Genomic DNA, 25,438 nt, shown 5'->3' with positions numbered 1-25,438 from the left:
TGCCTCTTTCTTTAAGTAATTTTATCATTTTTCACTTTCATCTCTATCCTCATATTTACCGCGGAAAATCACGTTTACGTGAAGCAAGCCCCTGCTCCAGAGCATAACGCGTCAGCTGCGTACGATTTTGGAGTTGAAGCTTCTGAAGGATGTTTTTCAGATGGTTTTTTACGGTATGCTCCGAAATCGACAGGCTTATGGCAATCTCTTTATTCGTCGATCCGGAAGACACACAGCTTAAAATCTCCTTCTCCCTCGCCGTCAAAGACTCCCCTTCGTCCGTTAATGAAGGAACGGTAAATTCTTTCAAGATTTGAAAAGCCAGCTCCCGGCTTAGCGGTGCTTCTTCATTCACAATCGCTTGCAAATATTCAATCCAGGTGGAAGGTGCCAGATTCTTCAATAAGTACCCTTGTGCGCCTTGCTTCAATGCTTCGAGGAGGTGGGAAATTTCGTCCGATACCGTAACGATAACGATTTTGACATAGGGATATTCCTGCTTGATCCGGCGAGTAGTCTCCAGCCCGTCCATCTCCGGCATCTGAATGTCGATAAGAATGAGATCAGGCATCCACTGGGCCGTGAACGCGATCGCCTCAGGACCACTCTCCACTACTCCAATGACCTCAAAACTATCATCCATGGACAAAATCTCACACATCGCCTCACGCGCATGCGCATGATCATCCACAACCAAAACCCGGTACCGGCTCATAAACTTCCCCCTCCTTTCGTAATTTCCACATTTGTCCCCGTATTGCCGGAGCTCACCTGAAGCTTCCATCCCATTCCTTCGACACGTTCCTTCATGATCTGAAGGCCGTAACTTCCGTTCACCTCAAAGGGATCATGCTGAAATCCTTCGCCATTGTCGACAATCGCCACGCTCCAGTTTTTCTCAGTGCCTGCACCTGTGATAGAAACCTTCGCCGCTCTTGTATGCTTACGCACATTAATAATAGCCTCTCGGATACAAGATAGCAGCTCTGCTTTTTCCGAAGGAGAGAGGGCTTCATCCTGTAGACTCCAATCCAAGGAAACCTCAATCATAATCTCGTTAGCCATTTGAGCAAGCTGATCTTTAACCGACTGTTCCAATGAAAAAGAGTGCTGCTCAGACACTGGTACCTTCAGATTGGCGATCGCCTGTCGAACATAACGGTTCACCTCGTGGACGGTCTTTTTGATCTGATCCACATTTTCTTCGCTGACTTCCCCATTCCTGCGGCTTGCTTCCAGACGATCTATTTTGACAGATAAAAGAAATAAAGATTGCGCCATCCCATCATGCAGTTCCTTAGCTAGCCCTTCCCGGGCTTTCATTGCCTCTTTGAGCGCACGTTCCTGCTCCAGCTCCCGTTGATTCCGCTCCATCAGCGAAAACAAAGGGACGAGCAATACAAGAGTGAACAAAAATACGAGGACAGGTGTCAAATAATTCCCCAGATCCATCGAGATATAAGGCATTAGAAACTGATGGCGCACGACCTCCCAGATCCCTACCATTAGCGTTGGCAGTAACAGGATCATATACTTGATTCGGTTATACGTTGCTGTCCCCTCCCGTACATCTTATGATTAACAATATCACCGTCACAATTCTGCTACATGACTCGATCGGGCTATTTAAAGTTCTTATTGTTACAAATTTAAGTATTTAAAAAAATAATGCTATCCTTCATAATATTATAAGCAGTATATAGTGAAAATTTATACTTTCTTATATTGTAGCAAAAAAAAGATACATCCTTCGATGTATCTGCATCCCAGTTATAGTGGTGATGTGTAGCGTCCGTATTGAATGTCCATTTCTTTAAAAACATTTCCCTCTTTTTTCAGGAAAAATGTGTTTACGCCTTCCGCTCCCCACCACTCCATACCGAGTAATGGACCTTCAGCAGTTTCCGCCGCAAAAAGAATAGAGAACATCTCAGGTATCACTTCCCCTCCATCATCCACTCTCCAGACGGAAAATTCATCGCCTTGAATGACAGCCGGATAATCCATAAAGGTAAGCCCGGCCTTATCTTCCAGCACGAGACTAAATAACATCTCCTGATCCTGCCTAATGAATTGAACGAGATACAGCTGCCGATCACCAGACAGGTCAGCAAGTTTCCAAATGTGCTCTACTTCACGATTTTTCGCAGAAACAATATTCTGCCGCACACTTTCTGCAACATTTAGCGAGGCTTGCTTAACCTCCGTAGGCTTAACAGAGATTAGCGCATTCGCATTAAACTCTGCCTGATCCGTCAGGTAATAGGTCTCATCAGGGGTCGCATTCCCCGCTTCAACCGTATAAAGATACCCTGGCAGATTCACAAAATTGTGAGCCATCTCCCGGCCATTACTGTTCTCCGTACCCTCCTGCCATTTATTCAATTTCACTTTTAGCACTTGCCCATGATCGCCGATCGCCTCATTCAATTGTTGCATTTGCGCATCCAGCCCTTTTTCCTGCCCGGTGACTAAGATGCTCTTGCCAGACTCATCTGCAAAACCAAAATTCGCCTTCAGCTTTCCAGCTTCCAGATAAGCTGCTGGCTGCTGCATACTTGCCGTTGGTGTTGGCTCTGCACTTGGAGAAGGGTTTGGATTGTTAGAGCCTGAGCAGCCCGCCAGCAGTAGAACAATAAGGAAACTCACACTGAGCTTATTCATTCCCATTCCTCCAGACGAAACTAAAATATTCCCATACTAAGATACCGTTCCCCTGTGTCAGGTGCAATGCAAAGCACGCGTTTGCCAGCCCCAAGACGACGTGCTTCCTGCAACGCCGCCCATACAGTGGCACCCCCGGATGGACCCAGCAGAATTCCTTCTTTTGCAGCCAGCGTTCTTACCGTCTCCAAGGCAGCTTCATCCGCAACTTGAACGATGTCATCGTAGACCTGTGTATTCAAAATGGCAGGTACGAAGCCCGGACTCGTTCCTACCAGCTTATGTGGTCCTGGCTTTCCTCCAGATAATACGGGCGAGCCTTGCGGCTCAACCACAAGAACCCGGATATCAGGTAGATGCTCACGCAAAACCTCACCGGTTCCAGTTATCGTGCCCCCAGTTCCTGATGAAGCAACAAACACATCCAGCTTACCTTCCATTTGCTCCAGGATTTCCAGAGCGGTCGTTGTCCGGTGAATATCCGGGTTGGCTTTGTTCTCGAATTGCTGCGGAATAAAACTGTTCTCCACTTCTTTTCCCAGTTCAATCGCTTTTGCTATAGCTCCCGGCATCCGTTCTGCTGCGGGCGTCAGCACAACATCCGCACCATAAGCCTTTAGAATATTGATTCGTTCCTTGGTCATATTATCAGGCATGACAAGAATCGCTTTATACCCTTTTGCCGCGGCATTCATCGCTAAGCCTATCCCTGTATTTCCACTAGTCGGCTCAATGATCGTCCCGCCCGGCTTCAGCAAACCTGCTAGCTCGGCTTGCAGGATTAGATTATAAGCTGCCCGGTCTTTTACACTGCCACTTGGATTAAAAAGCTCCAGCTTCACGTATAGTTCTGCATCTTGGGGGCTAGTCAGCCGATTTAATCTTACAACCGGTGTATTCCCAATCAGCTCTGTTATATTGTTAACCACTAAGGATGTCATTTTAGAGCCTCCTTCATTTCTGTACCTTCCATTATTGTAACGTGAGCAGCACCTCCTGTCGATTCAGAACCTTACTTTCTGCAACCTGAAAACAACCGCCCCCCACGAAAGCGGGAGACGGCTGTTCAGTACTGGCAGCATTTATTTTTAAGGATTAACGTTAATCGTAAAAGTAGACGTATTATTTTTAATATTCGTTACCGTGTTGGTAATCTTCAGATTGTTAAAGGTGGCTGACCCTCTGGCAGGACCTTGCCCAGCCTCAGCCGCTTCATTTACCCAGATGCCCACTCCGGATTTGCTGTCAAAAGCATCTCCACTCTTTTGCGCACCGGAAATTGTGACATTCGTGAAGAGGGTATCTGTCACTGGGAATTGCGGCGTGGAGCCGACATAGTTGGTCTGGAACATGATGCCATGATAGGTTGGATCAATGATATCCACATCACTGACACGAATGCCTTGGAATACCTTAGAGGCTGAGAATACCCAGATTGCCGGGAAGGTCTGTGCCCCCCAGAAATGTCCACCTGCACGAACAATGGAAATATTCTCAAAATTCGTTGTCGGTGAAGCGCCAAAGCCGTTCATTGGATACCCGAAGTCAAGCGAGCTGATCGTAATTCCAGAATAGCAAAGCGTGTCAGCAATATAAATGTTGCGGAAGGTATTGGCATATCCGCCATAGACGGCTACACCTGCTGCCCGCCAGGTCAAGATTGAAGTGAGATTCTCATAAATATTATCCTTCATATCTGAACCACCGGAATCAATAGCCGAAAACAATGCAAAGCTATCATCCCCTGTTGCCCGTGCCTCAATATTGGACACGAGATTATTCGTGCTGCCATTCGTCATATTGATGCCGTCAGCGAAGGTGTTGCGGATACGGGAGTTTTTGATCACCATGTAATCCGTATTAGCTCCCCAATACATACACACCTGATGTTCGGTCCAGATGTTATCGATCGTAATATTTGCCACATTGGAGAAATCAAATACTTTACCCGGGCCATCAATACGTGATGTGTAGTTCCCGAAGTAAGCAAAATTCGCAAAAGTAGAGCCGTTAGCGGTATCGCTTGCCCGGAAACCGATATCCGTATTCTCCTGATTCGTTGGAGCGTAAAATCTCGTATACCATGGGCCCGCACCAATGATCTTCACTGCTTTTCCATAGACCTGAAATTTACTGGAGGTCTGATAGTTACCGGCTGGTAAATACACACCTACGAGATTTCCGGTCGTATCCATGCGTACTTTATCTAGCGCATTTTGCACATCCTGATGTGTAAAGCCGGCTGGGACCGTATATTTGGCCGGATCTGGATTGGTAATCGGTGATACCTTCTCCAAACTGATGAAATCAATGGCATACTGCGAGGTATTTGCCACATCCTTTTGCAGTCGAATCGTACTACCTTTCGGAATCGTGCTGTCGAACATAATGTTAGCTTCATCATAAATATGCCTCGGAGAACCCGCGCTTGGTGAATTGCCGGGACTTATCTCTGAACCGTACAGCCATGCATATTTAGAGGTCAGATTAATCGCCTTGGTATAAACTCCGTTCACATAGATGTTCAGTGTAGCATTCGCACCGTCTCCACTCGCCGAATCTGGAATGGAGAAGCGGGTGACCAGTGTATTAGTGTCAGCCTTAGTAGTGAATTCTACATAACTGCCTGTAGTATTCAGTGTGACTGCTCTTCTGCCTGAAGCCTCACCCGCAAGATCTCCAATGGTCCGATTAGCAGTAAGCTTCACAGCCCCGCCACCAATCACACCCTCCTCAGCCTCATACATGTCGTAAGGCATATTGGCTCCACGACCTACAAAAAGAGACTGTGTTTGAATATTATTGGCCTGTTTAACTGGCAGCTCATTAGTGTCTACGGCAATTTCCGTCTTCACAGTATATTTGCCATTAGCTGCTGTCCAAGTGCCAAGACTAACAGGAGGCGCTGTTACTCCACTGCCAATCACGCCGTTATAGGTTCCAGTTAAGGTTTGGAGTACAGCATTCGTAGTAGCATCCAGAACCTTCAAGGTTATGTTATGCGCACCCCCTGCGGATGCTGCTGTCCCTTGATTCTTGATTGCCACCGAGAAGCTGACCACATTGCCGCCTGCTGGATTGCTTGGTGTCCAGCTAACAGGGGAAGCTACTAGATCAGAACTGGATACGGGAGCAATAATAAGAGAATTTGGGCTAGTGAAGCTGTTATTGCCTTCGTTCAATTCAATAACCGTATTATTCTCATCAACCTTTGCAGTTAAAGTATAGGTAGCAGCATCCTTTGCGCCCATATTTAAAGTGACGTTCGTAGATGCGCCAGCCGCTAATGCCCCCACTGGGCTAGTGCCTACAAGTGTGCTGCCCAAGTAGAAATTCACATTAGTCGCTATGGAAGCTAACGTTCCAAGGTTTTTTACCGTTGCATTTAAAGTAATGGCATTGGTCTCTACTGGAGCTGAAGGTGACCATGTAAGACCGGTTATCGCCAAATCCGGATTAGCAGCTGGTGCACCCATCACTTGGAATTCAGCGATTTGTCCAGCGGTTGAACCAGTATTGGTGGTAATCTTCAACTGTACTTCACTAGCCGTAGCCGTTACCGGAATAGTGACCGTATTGCCAGCTGCCGGATTAAAAGTATACACGGTTGCTGGCACAAGACTAGTAAAGGCTGTTGTATTCTGATTATGCCCAAGCACTTGAATAGTCTGAGTACGTGTGGACCAGGCCGATGATGGATTCAGTTTGAGGACAATGGATGTAATATCGGCATTACTACCCAGGTTTACAGATAATGTATTGGGATAACCTCCTCCTGCTCCTTCCCAGTAAGTAGTTACATCACCGTCATTCGCATTTGTAGGAACAAAGGTAAAGACGGAAGAGGAAGCGTTGATGCTTTTGTTCAAAGCCAGATTGGAACCCGCCCCAGGCGTTGGTGTAACTGTTGGTGTCGGGGTCGGTGTTACCGTTGGAGTTGGTGTAGGTGTTACTGTCGGGGTCGGAGTTACCGTCGGAGTTGGGGTAGGTGTTGCCGTTGGTGTCGGAGTTGCCGTCGGCGTTGGCGTAGGTGTTGTCGCAGAAGCTGGAGTGACGTTCAAATTATCTAGATTCACATTTCCAGTGTCTCCTGCATCGTACTTATAAGTAATCGTGTTAGCACCAGCATTCAGAGCCAGCGTCTCAATCTTTGTTGACCAAGTATTCCAATTGGCCAGATTCGCAAGTGAGGTTTGCTTAATTTTAGTTCCATTCACATAAACACTAATGGTTTTTGTACTGCCTGATGCATTTGAAAATCTTAATGTAGCATCATAGTTACCAGCAGAAGCCACATTAACGCTAAATGCAGTTGCAGCACCTTGATTTAGGTAACCATCAACAAATCCTGTACCTGTATAATCTGTATGATCCGTGTTAACCTTGGCACCACCGGATAATGCGGCATTCTCCGCTTCATATCCTGAGGATGGAGTTGTAGTTGTATTACCATGAACCTCAAATTCCGCTAACTGTGCTGCTGGCCAGACCGTATTGGATGTGAAATTCAGTTTAACATATCTGATATTCGCAGTTGTAAAGCTGATGGTCACTGTATTGGAATCAATCGTTGGATTAAATGTATAATTGGCGGAATCTACTAAGTTATTGTAAGTTGCATCATCTGTACTTCCTTGTACCGCTAACGTTTGAGTTCTTGTTTCCCAATTCGTTGACAGCTTTAGTACAACCTGATTCACGCTGCTTGCTGCCCCTAAATCCACTTTAATCCATTGCGGAAAAACACCGCTTGCGCTCTCCCAATACGTTCCTTGGCTGCCGTCATTAGCATTGGCTGCTACGTATACATCACCGAAGGAGCTTGAAGTAATAGTCTTCCCTTGGGCTAAATTCCCCGCGGCTAAACTCACCGAGGGATATAATCCTAACTGACCTACAAATAATATAACAATCAAACAATAAAGTACTGCCGTCTTCCCGGTAAATCTTTTAGAAGCTGCTATCATTGAATAACCACCTTCCAAAATTTTGTGGAGCTATGCAGCAGAAAGGATGCGCTTTCAAAACAGTAGTTTTATAGACATTCGCCTCCTACATTTGAAATGATGGATTACGGATACAAGCTAACTAATAACGCTAATAATATAAGTTATAGGTAGATGGCCGTCGATGGCGATTTCTATGCTTTGTATGTGGAATATTACGTTCAACCAAAAAAAGCCACAGAGAGGTCAAGGGGACTATATTGCCCCTTAACTCTCCGAAGCTTCGTGTTATACATTAAATCTAGCTACCAACCCTTGCAGTCCATGCGCCATTGTACTTAATTCACTTGCAGAGGATGCAATTTGTTCGACTGAAGCCATTTGCTCTTGTGAGGCTGCTGACACATGCTGAGTACTCGCAGCGGTTGTTTCCGAGATTTGCGTAACGTTACGAATTGACTCTACAATCTCATCCGCAGCCGCCGTAATCTCCTCCACGGCTCCAGATACTTCCTGAACCTGTTCGGCGAGTGAATCTATAGATAATCGAATCTCACCGAAGGAACGTCCCGCTTCCTCGATAATCTCCGTACCTCCCTTTACTTCACGCATGCTGCTCATCATCACCTTCATGGCATCATCTGCTTCACTTTGGATCCCAGTCGCCATTTCTGCAATTTGATTGGCGGATTCCGCGGACTGCTCTGCCAGCTTACGGACCTGATCGGCAACCACAGCGAAACCTCTACCTTGTTCACCAGCACGAGCTGCCTCAATCGTCGCATTTAGGGCCAGCATATTCGTCTGCGAAGCGATTCCTTTTATGACTCCTACAATACTGCCAATCTCCTGGGATCGATTCACAAAACCTTGGACTTGCTGTGATAAAGATTGTATGGAGCGATTAATCGATTCCATTTGCTGTCCTGCGGCCTGAAGGGATTCATCTCCTGTAATGGCAAATGCCGCAGAGCGATGGGAGGCTTCCGAGATGTCCTGGACACTGGCAGCAATTTGACCGATTCCTAGAGATATTTCTGAGATTGTAATTGTATTGGTCTGCAAATCATTCATCTGTCTGGCTGTTCCGGAAGCGACTTCACCCATAATATGCGATATTCGTTCTGTGGCGCCTGCTGTCACTCCACTATCTGACCTAAGCTTTGTAGAGGAATTCGCGAGACTATTCGCCGATAACTTCACCTGTTCAATCATCGTGCCCAGATTATCTGTCATTTTATTAAAGTTAAACGCCAGTTCACCAATCTCATCTTTAGAACGAACACTTAATTTGCGCGTAAGATCGGCATCCCCATCTGCAATTTCCTTCAACTGAGTGTTCACATCACGAAGCGGTTTAATAATCCGTCCAGAAATTAGCAGCGCAAGGATCACCGCGAGCACTACCGACAATCCGGTCACACCAAAGCTAGTAATCAAAGCGTTGTTACGATGCGAATTTGCCAGGCTTTGTCCATTCTCTATTTCCTCTATGAGCATGTTCTGAAACACAATCTGAGATTCAATCATAGCGTCTAATGACAGGTTCGTGAATTTCTTCTGCGCTTCCGGGAAGTTGCCTTCCTTAGCTAAGGCAAAAGCTTCCTTCAGAACGATTAAATAATCATTCCATTTGCTCTTCAGCTCAGCTACACCCTTTAACTCAGCTTCACTTAATCGGGCATTCTCCAGCTCTGTAATAGCATTTTCAATCAATGGGAGCATTTCTTCATACTCTGCCAGATATGAATTCCGCTCATCATCTGTGTTACTCATCACATAACGAGCACCCAGCTCATCTGCGGTACGAATCTTATCTGTTAAGCCTTGAACAAGTGACAGCTTGTCCCAGTTACGATTAACCTGATCTGTCAATTGGGTAACCTTCCCCTGAAACAATGTGTTTCCGGCTATCGCCACTAGAAAGACTATAATCACAGCAGTAAATCCTAAGACTATTTTCCCACGGATACTTTTCACCATCGGTTTTCCTCATCTCTATATGTATGTAGATCTATTTGGTACTTTTATCCTACTAGCTCTCCCTTAAGCCTCTCTGAATTTGAACTGAATGTTTGCTTAAAAAAAACAAAAAGACCCCTATTTCCGGCCGAGGCAGGAACTAATGGTCTTTTGAGATCTTTTTATTCGTATAAATTTCCGTTAGCCAGCTCTGCCAGCTTCGATTCATCCAGTACACTTAAGCGTCCACGATTTCGTGTAATGATTCCTTCATCAATAAAACGCCGTACGATTCGATTAAGATGCCGATAGCTTGTGCCAAGCAATTCTGCTGTCTCAATAAGACTTGAGGTCCGAATCTCCTCCACCCGCCGGTCACCATTTTTATCCGCGAACAAAGACATTAAATAACTGGCAAATCGATTCTCCACAGGATACAACAGGTTAAGTGCAGAGGCTTGACCGAGCGTATGCAATTTGTGACTAAGTTCTCCGACGAGAAAACGTAACAACGCTGTATTTTCCTCAAGCTCTCTCAGGAGTAGTCTTCTCCCTGCAAAAAGAATCAAGCTCTCACCCACAGACTCCACTTGATTCTTAACAGGGAACCGGTGAAGCAGCTCTACATCCCCAATCACAGATATCGGATTTGTAAACCGCACCAGCATAGATTTGCCATTTGGCAGCAAGGTCTGGATTTTGAGCTTACCCTCAACCAATATGAACATCCCATCCAATTGATCGCCAACCAGACACAGCTTTTCTTCATCCGCGTAACGTCTCAACTCCATTTTATGCGTTACCAGCGGGCTAAATATTCCGTCCAGACCGTTCTTCACTGCCAAGGCACGGACAGCCTCACGGTCATTTATCGTCTGCATGTAGTGCCCCCTCTATTGTTTGCTCCAGTGTAATTTAGAATACCCCACAAAAAAAGGACATATGTCCTTTTTAATGAGGTTTTCCTATGACACTTTACATTACAACAGAATCCACACAATAACGAATCATATCTACCTTCTGATCCTGCAGCCATAATTCAATACTCCGATGGTTGATTTTATCCACGTATCCGATAATCTCAGCCCCTTGCTCCCCTCTTTTATAATAAGAAGTGCCATAAGCCTTGATCACTTCGTCCGCTGAAGCTCCAATATGAATATCTCTTGCCGTACTCATCGTATGATCGGAATAGACGCTGATTAGAATGATCTTATCATCACCACGTGCTGTGGCTATTGTTGTCTCGTGACCCAGATCGTAATACTGATACCGCTCTATATCATTATTTGGCTTAGGTTCCCTAGCGATTGAATCAAGGCTTTGAAGCAGCTGAATGCCGCCCAGACTTTCCTGTTCAAGATGGGTGCTGGAAACACGCGAGTAATGATTTTGTTTGGGCGCATTGTATAAATAGATATGATAGATCCCGTAACTTAAACCTACCGTAATAAAAATAATGATAAATGACCAGCCTCTTTTAAATGGCTTTTTCCTCACTGACCTCACACCTTCTTCTTACCTTTACTGTGCAAAATATTCAGCCAGCTCACGCTGCGCCAGATATTGCGGGAAATTAAACGACTGCCATGCCTGCTCACGCTTATTGAGTTCTCTCCATTCATTCTTTAAAAAATCATCCAGCATCCCATCTTCCTGTTCACTAAACTTTATCAGAGAAGGGATGACCTCCGGAGATAAACGGACCAAATAATTGGCGTCCAATTTACCACTCGCTGCATAGCGATCCATATTTTTATTAGCGATAATAACATCCATCCCGATATAGTTCATGACGACGTAGGAGATCAAGCCCAGCACAATATAACATTTCGCCAATGGCACACGCTGAACAGCTATCCGTAAGGCTGCAACCACCAACAATAAGCCCATAAATATCATAAATGCATGCACTAAAAATCGAGTCGTGGTATAGCCATACACCTCTTCATAGAGAGTCAGACGGGTATAGGCGGAATATAGCATCACTGTCGAGCAACCAACCAGAATGTAGAGCAGGACATTAATGAATTTTTGCAGCCCCCCACTTCTTTTTCCTTCCGATACCAAAGCCAGCAGCAAAATCACGAAATTAATCGCAGCCACCATAATCAGCTCAAAAAATCCACTACGTGCGTAATCAGCATATGAGCTGCCCTCTGGTAAAATCCCTTCCCATGCTCCAAACAAGTAAGAAAACTGTACGAAAACAAACAATACATATACCGTGTTAATGGCTATAAGAATCGTCGTCATAATTATCGGATCCATTTTAAAGCTTACAGGCGCCAGCACTGGACCATATTCCTTAGGCTGCATATTCCAGTCATAGATTTTCGAATCCACATACCCCCACACTAAGCCGAACAAGCCCATGCCCAGTAGGATAATCCACAGCACCCGCACAAAACCTTCCCCAAATGAAATCCGATCCAGCACATTCGGCAGCGCCAGCAGTACATGATGAAACACTCCGTCCGCTGAGGACAGCAGAGTCACCACAACCAGCAATATTGGAAAAGAGATCGCAAGTCCTATCAGCACTTTCCCCATGACCTGCTTACGCTCGTCCTTCATTTTACTGCCGCCAGACCTTTTAATGATCGTAAACACAGTGCTCCAATGGCGGAAATTCTGTGGAAGCACATGCTCCAGCGTGTTCCCCACTAATCCAAGCCGGCTCCAAGCCGGCCGTTTATCACTAAGCAAATAAGTCATATGTAATAAAATCAACACCGGGATCACCAGCAGGTTCAGCCCAAAGAAGAAAAAATTATGAAAGAATAAATAGGTTAATGAAAGTAGAAAAATCGCTCCAAACCAGAAGTAACTGAATTTGTTAAGCTTGCGGATTTTAGCCTTGGCATAATAAAGCATGAACGCATAGAACAGACATACAAAGATTGGATACGATAGGCCCGCCAGCTTCCCATAAAATAAATACTGATGAACTATTGCCAGTAAGAACGCGGCAAGCAAAGCAGCAAGCGATCGATTAAGCCTAAGTCCCGTTCCCGTTTCCATTTCCTCGGTCATGGTAATTACCCCCATTTTCTTACTTTCTCATCCTTATTTTACGTGATAAAATAAGAAAAAAAAGAGAAAGAATTTATTTATAATTTCCTATTTTCCGAAAGGAACCAAAACAATGAAGCTGCATAGCCAATTTTTAAAGCTGCAATCTCATTTTGGGGGAGCCACAGAAATCTCAGTGACGATGGATGAGTTGGCATTGATTTTCGGCTGTACACACCGCAATGCCATGCATATTGTGAATAAAATGATGTTGCAGGAATGGATCAAATGGACGCCTAAGCGTGGGCGGGGAAGCCGCTCTTTGCTGCAATTTCTTGTTCCCTCCGAAGAAATTGCCCTTCAATCCATGATGCAGGCGATTAGCCGCAAAGATGTCCACAACGCTATAGAAGGTATCAAAACCCATGCCAGCTCCACCTCACTGCAGGATACACTGCAGGGTTGGCTGCTGACCTATTTTGGGCATCATTCTGAAATTCGTAGTGACAAGCAAATTGATACTCTCCGGCTGCCTATTACCCAGCAACTCCATACCTTCGATCCGCTCTATATGAATTTGCTGGCAGAGTCATTTGTTTCCAGCCATGTTTTCGACGGGTTAGTGAAACGAAGTGGTGAACAGGACAAAATCGTTCCCTGTCTGGCTCACGCCTGGGAAGTCGATGAGAGCCGGACGCTCTGGACTTTTTTTCTGCGCAAAGAGGTGTTATTCCATCATGGAAAAGTGCTGACAGCCAAGGATGTAGTCTATTCCCTGGGACGGTTGATGCAAACCTCTAAACGGACACTCTATAGCTATATTTTCAAAGAAATCCAGCGGGTCACCGCATTAAATCCATCTACCGTTCAAATTACGCTTAAGCAGCCTAATGAACTATTTCTGCCATTTTTGTGTACGAGCAGAGCCGCAATTGTACCGCGTGATTTAGAAGGAATGGATGAGCAGAGCTTTGGCCGTAGACCCGTGGGGACTGGCCCCTTTAAGGTTGTGGATATGACCGAGGACACTTGTGTGCTGGAGGTTTTTCCTTATTATTTTCAAGGACGGGCTCATTTAGATCGGGTTGAAATCCTTTATGTCCCGTGGGATACCGAAACGTCATCCTCTGATACGGGTTCTGCTTTTCACGTGATTCAGAATCCCTCATCCGCCAGTTCTTCGACCTGGAGCCGAATTCATTCGGAGTCTTCCATTCGGAAATTCGTCACCTGCAATACGCAAAAAAAGGGACCGCTAAGCGATCCCCTGCTTCGGGCAAAAATAGTCTCCTGTTTAAAAGACGATTCAGCGTCCATCGAGCAAGAAGCGATAATAGATCAAGAAATCACGTTGCAAATCTCTACTATTCCACAATATGCTGGCGATGCTGATTTTATTGCCACTAGACTAGAGCAACAAGGTTATAAATGCAATGTCATTTCCGTGTCTCCAGAGGAATTTAAAGGTCCGATTCGGCTGGAATCTGACCTGATTGTTTTCTCATTATTCCGTGACGAGGATGAACAACTTCGTTTATTTGATCTATACCTCACGCTCTCCCAGCATATTGAACCGCATACCCGGGCGGATATAGAAGGCTGGCTGTATACCATCGCGCGCGAACCTAATCCGGTGGCCCGAGCGGAAAGTTTCAGTATCATCGAGAACCGTCTGATTAAAGAGCACCACCTACATATTTTGTATGAAAAGCCGACTCAGACAGCTTATCTCCCCTCTGTCCGCGGGGTTAGCTTCAATAGCCAGGGTTGGGTCGATCTTCGTCATGTCTGGTTTCCGCCACTGCTCTCTAGCAGCAGCACGAGTTGATCTGCTTGAATTAAAAAATGCGGAAATCCAGAGCTTGCCCCGGATTTCCGCATACGCGATAAAGCTAATTATTAAGCTGCTGTTTTAGTCGTAGCTGTAACTGTAGAAGTCCCTGCATCCCACTTCACATCCATATTCAATCCCTCGGAAATAAATCTTACCGGAACCAGTGTCCGATTTCCGATAATTTGCGGAGGAACGTCGAGTGTGAGTACTTTGCCATTGATGTAAGCAGTCTTGCTGCCAATGGCCATTACGATCGTTGTATTGTCTTTTATTGCGGTAATTTTCTTAGTCGTTTGATCCATGGTTACTGTAGCACCCAGAGCATTAAAGATTGCATTCACTGGCACCAGCACACGGCCATCCTTATTCACAGGAAGCTGATCTGCAAAGCTGACCGCTGTTCCGTTTAAAAGTACGGATATTCCCTTAGTGCCCGTCGTGTTCGGATTCGTTGTTGATGGCGTTGTAGTTACAGAGGGTAGAGGTGTGACGTTAAGTCCTAGCTGGCCTTGCAGATTAGCAAGTCTGTTCAGCGCAAAGGTCATAATCGAACCTGCTGCCATTGTCCCCATACCTTGTCCCCCGCCTCCAGCGTTACCTGTTGGAGGTGTAGGATTGCCATCAGTCGCAGTCGCTGTATTATCAGGACGTGCTGGCGGTGTCGTTCCATCCGGAGGTGTCATGCCCTCCATCCCTTCAGGAGGAGTCATGCCTTCCATCCCAGCTGGCGGAGTCATTCCTCCACTACCACCCATTTCACCTGTTGCTGAATAAGTAACATTACTTTCAAATTGTTCCATGGTATAAAATTTGGTTGGGTCTGCTTGAACGTAAGGTTTGATCAAGGTAGCCAATTCAGTAATTCTGCTCTGAATTCCTTCCAAATAATCAACCAGCTCAGATACATATTTCAGGTATTTAGTCTTATATTCAGGCACTTCCAACAGATTAGCAATCATTGGGACCTGATCTAAACTTATCCCAAGCGTTGGATTATCAATTGATGCAGTTACTGCGCTGGTATTGGCTGCAAGGGTTGTTGCCGATGTAGAAGTTGTGCCCGCAGCAGCTGTTGTGTCTGTTGTACCTGTTCTGCCGCCTCCGCCACCAGAATACCCGTTAAAGGACATGTTCATATCCCATGGAAGTACACTAAATTTACCGGATGCATCCCCGTACAACATATAATTATGACCTTTATCCCCGTTATAGCTGTCATAATTACCCAATACAGCATTAGCGGCAATATACTTCAGTGCCGAATCCACATCTAGCACACTTTCAATAGAACCCTTCTCACCGGCAGGCATCTCATTCAGCACCTTGATGAAGTTCTTCAACGAAGCTTTATCATCTTCCTTACCTGTATCATAAGTTATCGTTTCGTAGTCACTGCCTTCTTTGTACTGCAGATAACTTTTTTCTTCTGTATCATACAGAACACCATCGTCATAATTTTCTCCATAGGTACGTTCTAGATAGCTATCATCTATCGCTTCCACACCTACATAAAAACCATATAATTCTCCGTTGATATACAGGTTGGTGAACACAGTCAAAGGTGCATCCACACCTACAGAACGAAGCGCTTCGTAATGTAAATATTCACGAATATACGAAGGGTCTGAGTAATTGTTGTTCAGTACCATTTTATCAAGACCAAGTAACGTTTGCTTCTTATCATATTTATCAAATTTCAGCCGGAAGCTGTATCTATCCGAGTCTGTCATACTGGCTACCGATTTTAACGTCAGATTCCCTTTAGTAGAAAATCCAACATTTTCAACAACATTCCCGTCAACTTCAACCTTAACTTTTTTGTATTCTTTTTCGAGGGGACTTGCTAATATACTTTTCCAATCCGCATCATCAATCGTTACTTTAACATCAATGATTCTGTCACCAGCGAACAGGGATTCATACGCTTTCGTTACACCTGCATCCGCCGCACTAACTACGGGCGTGTTTCCAGCAACACCAAACGCCGTTGAGACGATAGCAAGACTTAGTGTAGCTGCCATGAACTTTCTCAGCAAATTTTTCTTCTTCACCATGTGTAATCCTCCTTGAAGTACAGATTTATGTTTTCGCAGTTCAAGGAGATTGTAAAATATGAATCTGAGTATACGCTGAATAGCTTGTCTACACTTTGCCAGGTAGGCTGTTTATCAGCCCTTTGCCAATCAGATTAGCTGAAACTGGCGGTTTTCCGATCTCTCTAGCCCAGACCGATAATTGCCCGACATGATGAATCTCATGAGCAATCACATGGCGCATTACCTCACCCCAGGCATCGGTCACGATCCTGCCATCCGGAAGATGATCCTCAAAAATCCTCTGCTCCAGCCCCTCATGCCAAGCCGTTACAAAAGGTTCCACCTCTGTGTGGAATTTTGCATCCAATTCTCGTACTTGCTGCAAAGTCTTGTACCGCTCAAAATCCTCTTGGAAATCCGGCTTTCCTTGCAATACTTGAATCCAGCTCCACTCCACATCAACAATGTGAAAAAGCGTCTTAAGAATACTGCCTACACCACCTATACGTGTTGTGAGCAACTCCTCCTCAGAAATATCTCCACACCACTCATACCATTGTTCACGGACCATCCAGTTATATTGAAAAAATGTTTGCAGGTTAAAAACCTCCTAGAAAGTTGTGTGCTTTTTAATGGGAGCTTAAATGTTTTCGGTATCCCTCCACCTTTTCATCTCTATAACCTAACGATTCATAGAACACATGCGCTTCCTTCCGCTGCTCACCGGAGACTAAAATGATATAATAGCAGTCTCTTTCCCGGGCCGCTTGTTCAATGGCGTTCATAAGTTTTTTGCCAACGCCTTGACGGCGTGCCCGCGCTGAAACCACCACATTCTCAATCACCATAAACGGTTTGCAGTCCCCCACTAAATCCTGACACACGATCCCCATCAAAGACCCTAGTAACTCTCCTTCTACAAAAGCACCCAACAGGATGTAGCGGTTATCCGCCTTGACCCCTTTAAATACTTTTTCAAGCTTATTAAGGTCAGACGGTTTATTCATCAGCTCTTGATATAAATTCCCCAGTTCAGGAAGAGATTCCATTTCTATTTCTTTAATAACAACCATGATTGTTCATCCTGCTTTCTTTTAAATTAACAGCCCTGCTCATACACATACAGTCCGCCATTCCGTGGATGAGATATTCGCTTTCCATTATAACCTCTTTGGACCAGCTGCTGCGCCAACACCTTCATAAAAGCTCCATGGGTAACTACTAACACATTTGCTGATCCAAAATCGCGTTCTAAGCGCTCGATAACTGCTTGTGTGCGGAGTAATGTTGCGGTTCTACTCTCTGACTGTGAGGAATGCCCATAATACCAAGCCATCCGCCCCAGCACTAACCACATAAAATGATGCAGTTTAATTCCCTTCAGCCAAGTTGCAGCAATCTCGATTTCTCTTAACTGCTCCATATATATAATATTACCAGAGTAGATCAGATTCGCGGTATGTATGGCTCTAGGCAGATCACTACTGAGACACACATCCCAAGCTTGCTCAGAGCTTCTAAACTGCCCGAACTTTATATCAGATTGATCATATGCTTCGACCCAAGCGTTAAAATTCTCCCCAGATATTCGTCCGCGCCTCGGTTGATTGTCCACTTTAAAGTGCCTCACTAAACCTATCTTCATTGAACTACACTCCTATTTGCTTAGACATTCAGAGCCCCTTTTAAATCTATGTATCGCTTATATCCATTTGTAAATATCTCTGCACGATCTCAACGCGCTCTCCAACCGATAAATCTTCCTCTATTCGTAAAATAGGACATTCCAGTGCGGACATCCATTCCTCATGCAGCACTTTGCTCCTGACTTCAACTCCAGCAACATCATATAATGCCGCCCACTCCATAAAGGTCTGATATGCTTCGTATTTACTTCCTCCAGGCAAAATATGATCACCATATCTCTCGTACTCTCTGGCTCTTAATCTATCTAAACGAATTTCCGGTGGAAGTCCTAGAAAAATAACCAAATCGAATAATGGTCGAAGGCCATCTCCCCAGCCACATACCGCACCGCTTAAAATCCAAGGCTTCTTATGGGTCAAATCGCTTGTAAGTTTCGCTAATCGCGCATTGACCTCACGCTGCTTAGTGAATTTATGCTCCCAAAAATAGTCGTCACTGTCTAACTGTACATGTGGCAACACTTTAGCTAATTCGTAACCTAAAGTACTCGTTCCTACGCCTGAGGCTCCCATAATATGAATTCTTCTCATACACTCCCTCACCTTTAAGTGGATTTAAAGTTGCAATTCGGGCAATTTTCCTCCAAGTATAAAAACAAATAGACTGCTCTCTAAGTAAGCAAAGCAGTCCATTTATCGTATAGATCTTATTCCGTTATAGCTGCTACGTCTTTAGGAATCCGGCGTGCTGCATCCGTGGATATAGCTGCTTGGATTACTGCCAGGCGCACCTGTTCAACTACTTTTTCGTTAAAAATACTTGGGATGATATATTGCTCATTGAGTTCATCCGGATGAACGACCGATGCAATGGCTTTTGCCGCAGCCAGCTTCATTTCCAGATTCACAGTTCTAGCCCGGCAATCAAGTGCGCCACGGAAAATACCCGGAAAACATAACACATTGTTGATCTGGTTCGGATAATCACTTCTGCCTGTCGCTAGGACGCGAACAAAAGGTTCTGCCAAATCCGGTTCAATCTCCGGTGTAGGATTAGCCATCGCAAAAACGATGTTATCACTGGCCATACTTTTGAGATGATCCACGGTTAGAATTCCCCCACGGGACACCCCAATAAAGACATCTGCCCCTCGTATAACCTCCGTTATTCCCCCCTCAATTCCCTCAGGATTGGTTGCGGCAGCAAGCTTCTGCCATTCCGGATTATCATATTGGAGATCTTTTCTGAGAACGCCTTCACGATCAACCGCATAAATATAACGCGCGCCCGCTGCCAGCAGCAGATTACATATGGACACCCCAGCCGCCCCAATACCCACAACAACAATCCGTGCATTTTCAATAGATTTATTTACAACTTTAAGCGCATTCAAAAGTCCTGCAAAAGCCACCACGGATGTTCCATGCTGATCATCATGAAATACCGGAATGTCCAGCTCTTCCGCAAGCCGGCGTTCGATTTCAAAGCAGCGTGGCGAACTTATATCCTCTAAGTTTATCCCTCCAAAGCCAGGAGAAACTGCTTTTACGATATTGATAATTTCATCCGGATCTTTGGTATTTAAGCACAGCGGAAAAGCATCAATGTTCGCCAATTGCTTAAACAGCATCGCCTTACCTTCCATGACAGGCATAGCGGCTTCCGGCCCGATATCCCCTAGTCCAAGCACAGCAGTGCCGTCCGAAACGACTGCAACTGTATTTCTTTTCATCGTCAGAGAATAAGCTTTTCTGGGATCTTCGGCAATCGCCGTACATACCCGGGCTACCCCCGGCGTATACACTAAGGATAAATCCTCCCGATTTTTAATCGGCATTTTAGGTGTGATTTCAATTTTTCCGCCAAGATGAGCCAGAAAGGTCCGATCCGACACGTTGATTATTTTAATTCCCGGCATCTTCGATAATATTGAGATAATATCTCCATTAGCTGCGTCTTGCACATTCACTGTTATATCTCGGGTAGTGACATCCTTCCCTGCACGTATCACGTCAATAGCAACAATATCTCCGCCAGCTGCGGCAATTCCTGAAGCAACATCGCCAAAAGATGCAACCGATTTCCGAATTTCGAGCCTGATAATCATTGTAGTCGCAATCGACATGAATTAGCCTCTCTTTCTTCAATCCTATTATTTAAAAAATACTATACTTTCCCATTTAAACATATCTTCCGCCTATTAACTAGATCAACGAAAAATTTTTCTTGTTACAGTATTCCCATCCGCACCCGACCCAAATACATCAGGTATGACAGCTACGGGCACAGACCCATTTTTCCCATAAAAATAAAATTCATCATAATCTTAAGTGTATGTAAGCATAAACAAACCGTAAGCTCTTCTACTCTTCATTACCTTTTCTGCATGCTGTAGAGCATCCTGCCGATTCCTTTTCTCCACTAGCCCTTTCTAGTTGTTCTCCTTCACTAAGGTCTGTACTGCTCTTCTAGCAAAACAACCTTACCTTCTACAAATGTCATATGGAATAATCTATCCATTAGCTCTTCGCTAATAATACTCGTATAGTCCACTTGCTGATGTCTCGCCCCGTTTAGTTCAGCTATAGTTACATCAGGCTCCAGCTTAACCCGCTTGATTTCTTCGCTTGCATTTCGGATATAGAATCCATTAGGCAATGATTCGGGTTCTAGTACACCATCTTCTTTAGCTGCAATTTCTGCCGCCGCTCCACCGAACCATTCCACCTCATCCAGATCCAGATAAACCGTATTCCCTTCTGTGATAACGCCCTTTATAAAAGCTAATTTTTTCTCCACTTGCGGTAACTTATAAATAATTTTTTTCAGTTCCTCCACACTCTCACCCTGCACTCCGCTCTCAGAGTTAGATTGGATTGAAATCACACCCATAGTTTGAACTAGCTCCTTGGTAGTTGGGTTAGTCTCTTTTGGTGGCTTGTTGTAAAAAGAATATCCATTAAAACCAAGTGAGACTAATGTGATACCCACTAAGACTGTAACCCTTAAATTTTTCCATTTCATAAGTTTCACCCTCTATCACGCGATTTAACGGAACCTTAATAAACAATTGCGCTATATCATAGACAATCACAAGTTGACCGGGCAGAATAAATATTATATACATGTCTTACCTATAACGTAGTTGAAGGAGCTCACACTTATGACAGAATCATTTCAAGCGTTAGTTGTCGACAAAACAGAATCATCCTTCTCCGTAGCTGTTAAACCGGTTACCCTAGAGGATCTGCCAGCTGGAGAGGTTGTAATTAAGGTTGCATACTCCAGTGTAAACTATAAAGACGGTTTAGCCAGTATTCCAAACGGTAAAATTCTAAGAACATATCCCTTTATTCCAGGGATAGATTTATCCGGTATTGTGGTATCTTCCACAGACGAGCGGTTTCATAAAGGGCAGCAAGTCATTGCGACAGGATATGGTGTTGGCGTATCACACTTTGGTGGCTTTAGCGAATACGCTCGTATTCCCGCAGGTTGGATCACTCCCCTTCCAGAAGGCCTGACGCTTAAAGAAGCTATGATCTACGGTACTGCAGGACTGACAGCAGCCTTGTCCATACTAGCCCTGGAAGATCATGACGTTTCCCCGGACAAAGGCAAAGTACTTGTAACAGGCGCTACCGGCGGTGTAGGTGGATCTGCTATTGCCATGCTTGGCGCAAAAGGGTATAGCGTAGTGGCAAGCACAGGTAACGCCGAAGCTGCCGATTACCTTAGAGGTATAGGAGCCGAAGACGTGATCTCACGTGAAGAGGTCATTGGCGGCGCCAGCAAACCCTTGGACAAACAATTATGGCAAGGCGCAGTAGATTCGGTGGGTGGTGACACCCTTGCCGCAGTTCTGAGTAAAATCACCTACAGAGGTTCTGTAGCTGCAAGTGGCTTAACCGGAGGCACTTCAGTTCCAACTACAGTACTTCCGTTTATTCTTCGGGGTGTTAACCTTCTCGGTATAGATTCTGTGGAATGTCCTGCAGACCTTCGCCAGCAGGCTTGGAAACGGATGGCGAGCGATCTGAAGCCAAGTCTGCTGGAGAACCTCGTGGATCGTGAAGTCATGTTAAACGAGCTACCGCAAGCATTGGAAGATATTCTACAAGGAAACCTTAGAGGAAGAGTTCTTGTCCGTTTATCCTAGGTTTAATTACGAAACCTCCCGGAATCTAGAGTTCCGGGAGGTTTTTTAGTTTACTCTTGGTTATTCGGATATTGGTAATGCGGCTGCTGCTGTACATAGGGTTGTTGGCGATAATGCTGATCATAACCCTGCGTATAGTACCCTTGCATCGGGTAAGGCTGATAATTAAAGGCTTGTGTAGCTGGAGGCATTTGTGAAGATATCGGGATGGGTTGCGCCTGCATATGAGCGTAAGGATTCATATTTGGCTGCATATTAGGATGCATATTTGGTTTAACATTGGCTTGCATATTTGGAGCCATGTTAGGGGCCATATTAGGAGGCATATTGCTGCTGCCCATTACTTTATCTTCTTCGCAGCAGTCAGCAGGAGGGCCGATGAAGGTTCCAGGCTTGATTGGAGCTAAAGCTTCTTTTACCTTAGCTTCATTTAAGCAGTAAGTATGGGCTAATACATTTGCCGGGGTTTTGCTAAGAATATCCGAACCTAAGATAACCTCAGGAATAGGTGCGTCAAAAATCGCGAGCAGATGTGTATTATCGACAGTAGCTATCTCATAATGCCACCAGCCTTGCGGCACATTTGCCACTTGACCCGGACAAATCGGAAAATGCAGAAGTTCATTTGTGAACGGATTGATTAAAGACACTACCGCTGAACCGCAGATACAATATACAAGCTCTGCAGCATTTTGATGATAATGAGGTTCAACCACATTTGATTTGCTAAGAAAAATATCCAGCAATGATATGTTCTCGAGCGTATTCAATTGTTTAACCGACAGCAAGTTAATGAAGTTGTTGGCATCTTTTTTAAAAAGTGTATTAGTGTTCACATCAAAAGTAAACTCTGTATTGGGGGACGTATAGTCCATGTATGAAGTCACTTTTTTTCCTACCTTTCTGTTGCTATAAATTTTTGCTTTCACTAAACACAAGATATGCGTTTGCCTATGCCTAGGTGCGGAGATTCACTACTCCTGATAAAAATTCATCTTTCTTTTCTAAACGGGGCATCCTCTAAGTATTACACTCTCACCCCACATAGGAGGCACAGTATGAAATCGATTCGCACAAAAATAGTGTTAGCTTTATGTATCACTGTCTTTACAATTATGGGTTTCCAGCCTATGAATCTTAGCTCCACAGTTGAGGCCGCCAATAACAAAACAGCAGCGAAACAGGCGCCTCTTACATTCGTTCTAGTTCATGGGTCTTGGGCTACTGCTGGTTTTTGGGATCAAACGGCCGCCGCACTTCGCAGCTTAGGACACACCGTCTATACTCCGGAATATGCCGGACATGGCGGGGACAAAAACAATAATGTAACGCATGCGCAAATCACACAGTCTGTTGTCGACTATATCAAGCAAAAAGACTTAAAGGATATCATTCTGCTCGGACATAGCTTTGGTGGTTCGGTGATCCAAACCGTCTCTCAGGAAGTACCAGATCGAATCAAACGTCTGGTATTCTTCGACGCCTTCGCACCGCTAGATGGGCAAAGTGTGGCGGACCAATTTCCAGCTGATTCGCTGAAGTACTTTGAACAGCTGAGAGATACTTCCGGCAATAACACCATAACGCTCCCCTTCCCTCTTTTCCGGGATACATTCGTCAACACCGCCAGTCTTGCGGAAGCGCAAGCTTTTTATAAACAAGCTCCTCCTGAGCCAGCAAGTCCACTTTTCGAAAAGCTTGATCTCAAGAAATTTTACAGTCTCCAGATCCCTAAAAGTTACCTTTATCTAACGGAGGACACCGCGATACCGCAAGGTCCATACGGATTCCACCCTACACAATCCAGTCATTTAGGCATCTTCCGCTTCATCGAGGGCAAAGGAGATCACATGACCACCGTTCGAACCGAACCCAAAATGCTGGCGGAATTAATGGTGAAGGCGGGAAGAGATTAGTCGTTTAACAGCTGGATAGTCTAGGTAGCTGTTGTGGCTTGGTTGGGGTTTTTGGCGCTGAGCTGGTGATTGAGCTGAGCTGTGTGATGTGAGTTGAGCTGGCGGCTCGAGCTGCGCTTTGTGAGCAAGCTAGACTACTGACGCTGAGCTGGGCTATGTCATTCTGAGATAGCCTTGCTACTTTGAGCTGGCATTGTCACTCTGAGCTGAACATTGCGACTTTAAATACACTAGAGTTTGGCGGTGATCGGACCGAGGAGCTCTTATTTTCATAATTTCGGCGATTTAGCCTTGCTATCGGACTCAGATGCAGCTATTCACCCAAATGTACTCCTATAATGCGTGATTTCAGGGGAATAAGAGCCATACAGTCCGAAACTCTCGCCAGAACGACCATAATGCCAAAATAGCTGCAATACGGTCCGTAACGATGTCTGAAGCGCTGTCTCTTAAGTAATCACCAACGTAGGCTGATCATTTGTGACGCTGAGTTGGCATTGCCACTCTGGGCTGAACATTGTCACTGATCATTTGTAGAAAAACAGACCACGTGGACTGAACGATGTGCTTTCGAATCAAAAAAAGAGCAAGCGTATGGGCCCCCCCTACTACGCTTGCTCTTTTTCCTATCCATAACCAACCTACTTCCTAGGCAATCCGCCACGCGGCAGCTCGGGGTCCGATGTCACTCCGGTAATCACCCAGCTATTCTTCTCTTGCACAAGTGAGATTGTCAAAAGTATAGAAGGTGCTGGTCCACTTGAAGTCGCAGTATCCAGACGCATTTCTATGACCTCTGAGTTCTTGTTAATTATCGTTTCTTTAGTGACCTCGTAGTTCGTGATCCAAGGGCTGGAGACACCCGTCACCCAGTTTAGTTCAACAAACCGCGGATACATAATCTTTTTGAAATCTTTAGAGAAGATCGAATATTGAATCGAGGCATTCCGATGCTGTAATCCGAACCCGTATAGCTCTGACGCTTGAATTGCAGAAGGTAATATAATGCGCCTAGACTCCGGAGCTGGCTTGGGCATAGCCGATAGCAGTTCTCCATTAACGTGAGTCATAGTAACGGGGGCTGATGCACCCATAGCCATTCCCGGCAGAAGCAACAATCCCGCAATTAGGGCAGTCGCCATTTTCATTTTGCTAATTAGAATCACCTCATTCGTAGCCTGTTCACTACATGTGAATTGAATCTAATTATTCCCCCACTTCACTCATAAATATGTACACTGTTTCCAAATCCACCAATA

The 25,438-nt window shown here is 45.0% G+C and carries 20 protein-coding genes and 1 pseudogene; 3 read left to right on the top strand and 18 right to left on the bottom strand.

The annotated features are described in order from the left end of the window. Nucleotides 1–55: 55 nt before the first annotated feature. From MHH89_RS02875 to MHH89_RS02835, 9 genes are all read right to left on the bottom strand, one after another. A complete protein-coding gene (locus MHH89_RS02875) occupies nucleotides 56–715 on the bottom strand; it encodes a response regulator (protein WP_076130654.1) in 660 nt (219 codons plus the stop codon). Further along, nucleotides 712–1,485, bottom strand: coding sequence for a sensor histidine kinase (locus MHH89_RS02870; RefSeq protein WP_254857126.1), 774 nt, complete (start codon nucleotides 1,483–1,485; stop codon nucleotides 712–714). Before MHH89_RS02870 ends, MHH89_RS02875 begins: the two co-directional genes overlap by 4 nt. Before the next feature lie 285 nt (nucleotides 1,486–1,770). Then, on the bottom strand, nucleotides 1,771–2,664 hold the full coding sequence (locus MHH89_RS02865) for a hypothetical protein (protein ID WP_076278103.1): 894 nt from the start codon (nucleotides 2,662–2,664) through the stop codon (nucleotides 1,771–1,773). Nucleotides 2,665–2,684: 20 nt separating this feature from the next. Then, a complete protein-coding gene (gene cysK / locus MHH89_RS02860; RefSeq protein ID WP_036683481.1) occupies nucleotides 2,685–3,605 on the bottom strand; it encodes a cysteine synthase A in 921 nt (306 codons plus the stop codon). 147 nt (nucleotides 3,606–3,752) lie between these two features. Further along, nucleotides 3,753–7,631: a discoidin domain-containing protein gene (locus tag MHH89_RS02855; RefSeq protein WP_341086287.1), complete on the bottom strand. Its 3,879-nt coding sequence runs from the start codon at nucleotides 7,629–7,631 to the stop codon at nucleotides 3,753–3,755. Nucleotides 7,632–7,898: 267 nt separating this feature from the next. Beyond that, nucleotides 7,899–9,593: a methyl-accepting chemotaxis protein gene (locus tag MHH89_RS02850; RefSeq protein ID WP_341086285.1), complete on the bottom strand. Its 1,695-nt coding sequence runs from the start codon at nucleotides 9,591–9,593 to the stop codon at nucleotides 7,899–7,901. Nucleotides 9,594–9,754: 161 nt separating this feature from the next. Then, nucleotides 9,755–10,453 carry a Crp/Fnr family transcriptional regulator gene (locus MHH89_RS02845; RefSeq protein ID WP_036683474.1) on the bottom strand — a complete coding sequence of 233 codons (699 nt, stop codon included), beginning with the start codon at nucleotides 10,451–10,453 and terminating at the stop codon, nucleotides 9,755–9,757. Between the two features lie 94 nt (nucleotides 10,454–10,547). After that, on the bottom strand, nucleotides 10,548–11,072 hold the full coding sequence (locus MHH89_RS02840; RefSeq protein WP_341086281.1) for a hypothetical protein: 525 nt from the start codon (nucleotides 11,070–11,072) through the stop codon (nucleotides 10,548–10,550). A gap of 24 nt (nucleotides 11,073–11,096) precedes the next feature. Next, nucleotides 11,097–12,608 (bottom strand): DUF4153 domain-containing protein, encoded by a 1,512-nt coding sequence (locus MHH89_RS02835; RefSeq protein ID WP_076280880.1) that lies wholly within the window; start codon nucleotides 12,606–12,608, stop codon nucleotides 11,097–11,099. 112 nt (nucleotides 12,609–12,720) lie between these two features. Here MHH89_RS02835 and MHH89_RS02830 point away from each other — a divergent pair, with 112 nt between their 5' ends. Next, nucleotides 12,721–14,415, top strand: a complete 1,695-nt coding sequence (locus tag MHH89_RS02830) for an ABC transporter substrate-binding protein (protein ID WP_076306245.1) — start codon at nucleotides 12,721–12,723, stop codon at nucleotides 14,413–14,415. A 71-nt stretch (nucleotides 14,416–14,486) separates the two neighbouring features. On the opposite strand, the gene MHH89_RS02825 is transcribed toward MHH89_RS02830, so the two are convergent. From MHH89_RS02825 to MHH89_RS02795, 7 genes are all read right to left on the bottom strand, one after another. Continuing rightward, nucleotides 14,487–16,475, bottom strand: a complete 1,989-nt coding sequence (locus MHH89_RS02825; protein WP_076130645.1) for a CotH kinase family protein — start codon at nucleotides 16,473–16,475, stop codon at nucleotides 14,487–14,489. An 88-nt stretch (nucleotides 16,476–16,563) separates the two neighbouring features. Beyond that, nucleotides 16,564–17,055: a DinB family protein gene (locus tag MHH89_RS02820; protein WP_312150926.1), complete on the bottom strand. Its 492-nt coding sequence runs from the start codon at nucleotides 17,053–17,055 to the stop codon at nucleotides 16,564–16,566. Nucleotides 17,056–17,086: 31 nt separating this feature from the next. Beyond that, nucleotides 17,087–17,530, bottom strand: a complete 444-nt coding sequence (locus MHH89_RS02815) for a GNAT family N-acetyltransferase (RefSeq protein WP_076193873.1) — start codon at nucleotides 17,528–17,530, stop codon at nucleotides 17,087–17,089. 26 nt (nucleotides 17,531–17,556) lie between these two features. Next, the gene (locus MHH89_RS02810) at nucleotides 17,557–18,102 is read right to left on the bottom strand and encodes a histidine phosphatase family protein (RefSeq protein WP_312150893.1); all 546 of its coding nucleotides are present in this window, start codon (nucleotides 18,100–18,102) and stop codon (nucleotides 17,557–17,559) included. A gap of 46 nt (nucleotides 18,103–18,148) precedes the next feature. Further along, nucleotides 18,149–18,694 (bottom strand): AAA family ATPase, encoded by a 546-nt coding sequence (locus MHH89_RS02805; RefSeq protein WP_341086278.1) that lies wholly within the window; start codon nucleotides 18,692–18,694, stop codon nucleotides 18,149–18,151. Nucleotides 18,695–18,810: 116 nt separating this feature from the next. Further along, nucleotides 18,811–20,229 (bottom strand): NAD-dependent malic enzyme, encoded by a 1,419-nt coding sequence (locus MHH89_RS02800; RefSeq protein ID WP_076130640.1) that lies wholly within the window; start codon nucleotides 20,227–20,229, stop codon nucleotides 18,811–18,813. A 323-nt stretch (nucleotides 20,230–20,552) separates the two neighbouring features. After that, nucleotides 20,553–21,128 (bottom strand): hypothetical protein, encoded by a 576-nt coding sequence (locus MHH89_RS02795; RefSeq protein ID WP_341086277.1) that lies wholly within the window; start codon nucleotides 21,126–21,128, stop codon nucleotides 20,553–20,555. Nucleotides 21,129–21,267: 139 nt separating this feature from the next. Here MHH89_RS02795 and MHH89_RS02790 point away from each other — a divergent pair, with 139 nt between their 5' ends. Next, on the top strand, nucleotides 21,268–22,263 hold the full coding sequence (locus MHH89_RS02790; RefSeq protein WP_341086276.1) for an acrylyl-CoA reductase family protein: 996 nt from the start codon (nucleotides 21,268–21,270) through the stop codon (nucleotides 22,261–22,263). 299 nt (nucleotides 22,264–22,562) lie between these two features. Here MHH89_RS02790 and MHH89_RS02785 read toward each other — a convergent pair. Continuing rightward, nucleotides 22,563–23,150: pseudogene (locus tag MHH89_RS02785) on the bottom strand (cupin domain-containing protein); the annotation flags it as partial. A gap of 171 nt (nucleotides 23,151–23,321) precedes the next feature. Between MHH89_RS02785 and MHH89_RS02780 the strand changes: the two are divergent. Then, nucleotides 23,322–24,179 carry an alpha/beta hydrolase gene (locus MHH89_RS02780; protein WP_081392461.1) on the top strand — a complete coding sequence of 286 codons (858 nt, stop codon included), beginning with the start codon at nucleotides 23,322–23,324 and terminating at the stop codon, nucleotides 24,177–24,179. Nucleotides 24,180–24,820: 641 nt separating this feature from the next. On the opposite strand, the gene MHH89_RS02775 is transcribed toward MHH89_RS02780, so the two are convergent. Then, nucleotides 24,821–25,327 (bottom strand): hypothetical protein, encoded by a 507-nt coding sequence (locus tag MHH89_RS02775; RefSeq protein WP_036689814.1) that lies wholly within the window; start codon nucleotides 25,325–25,327, stop codon nucleotides 24,821–24,823. Between the last annotated feature and the right edge of the window lie 111 nt (nucleotides 25,328–25,438).

The organism is Paenibacillus sp. FSL H7-0323 (genome assembly GCF_038002725.1).
In the GTDB taxonomy this organism is placed as follows: Bacteria; Bacillota; Bacilli; order Paenibacillales; family Paenibacillaceae; genus Paenibacillus_AQ; species Paenibacillus_AQ odorifer.
Note: the sequence above shows the minus strand (reverse complement) of the source record. Positions and strands in the feature narration are given on the sequence as shown.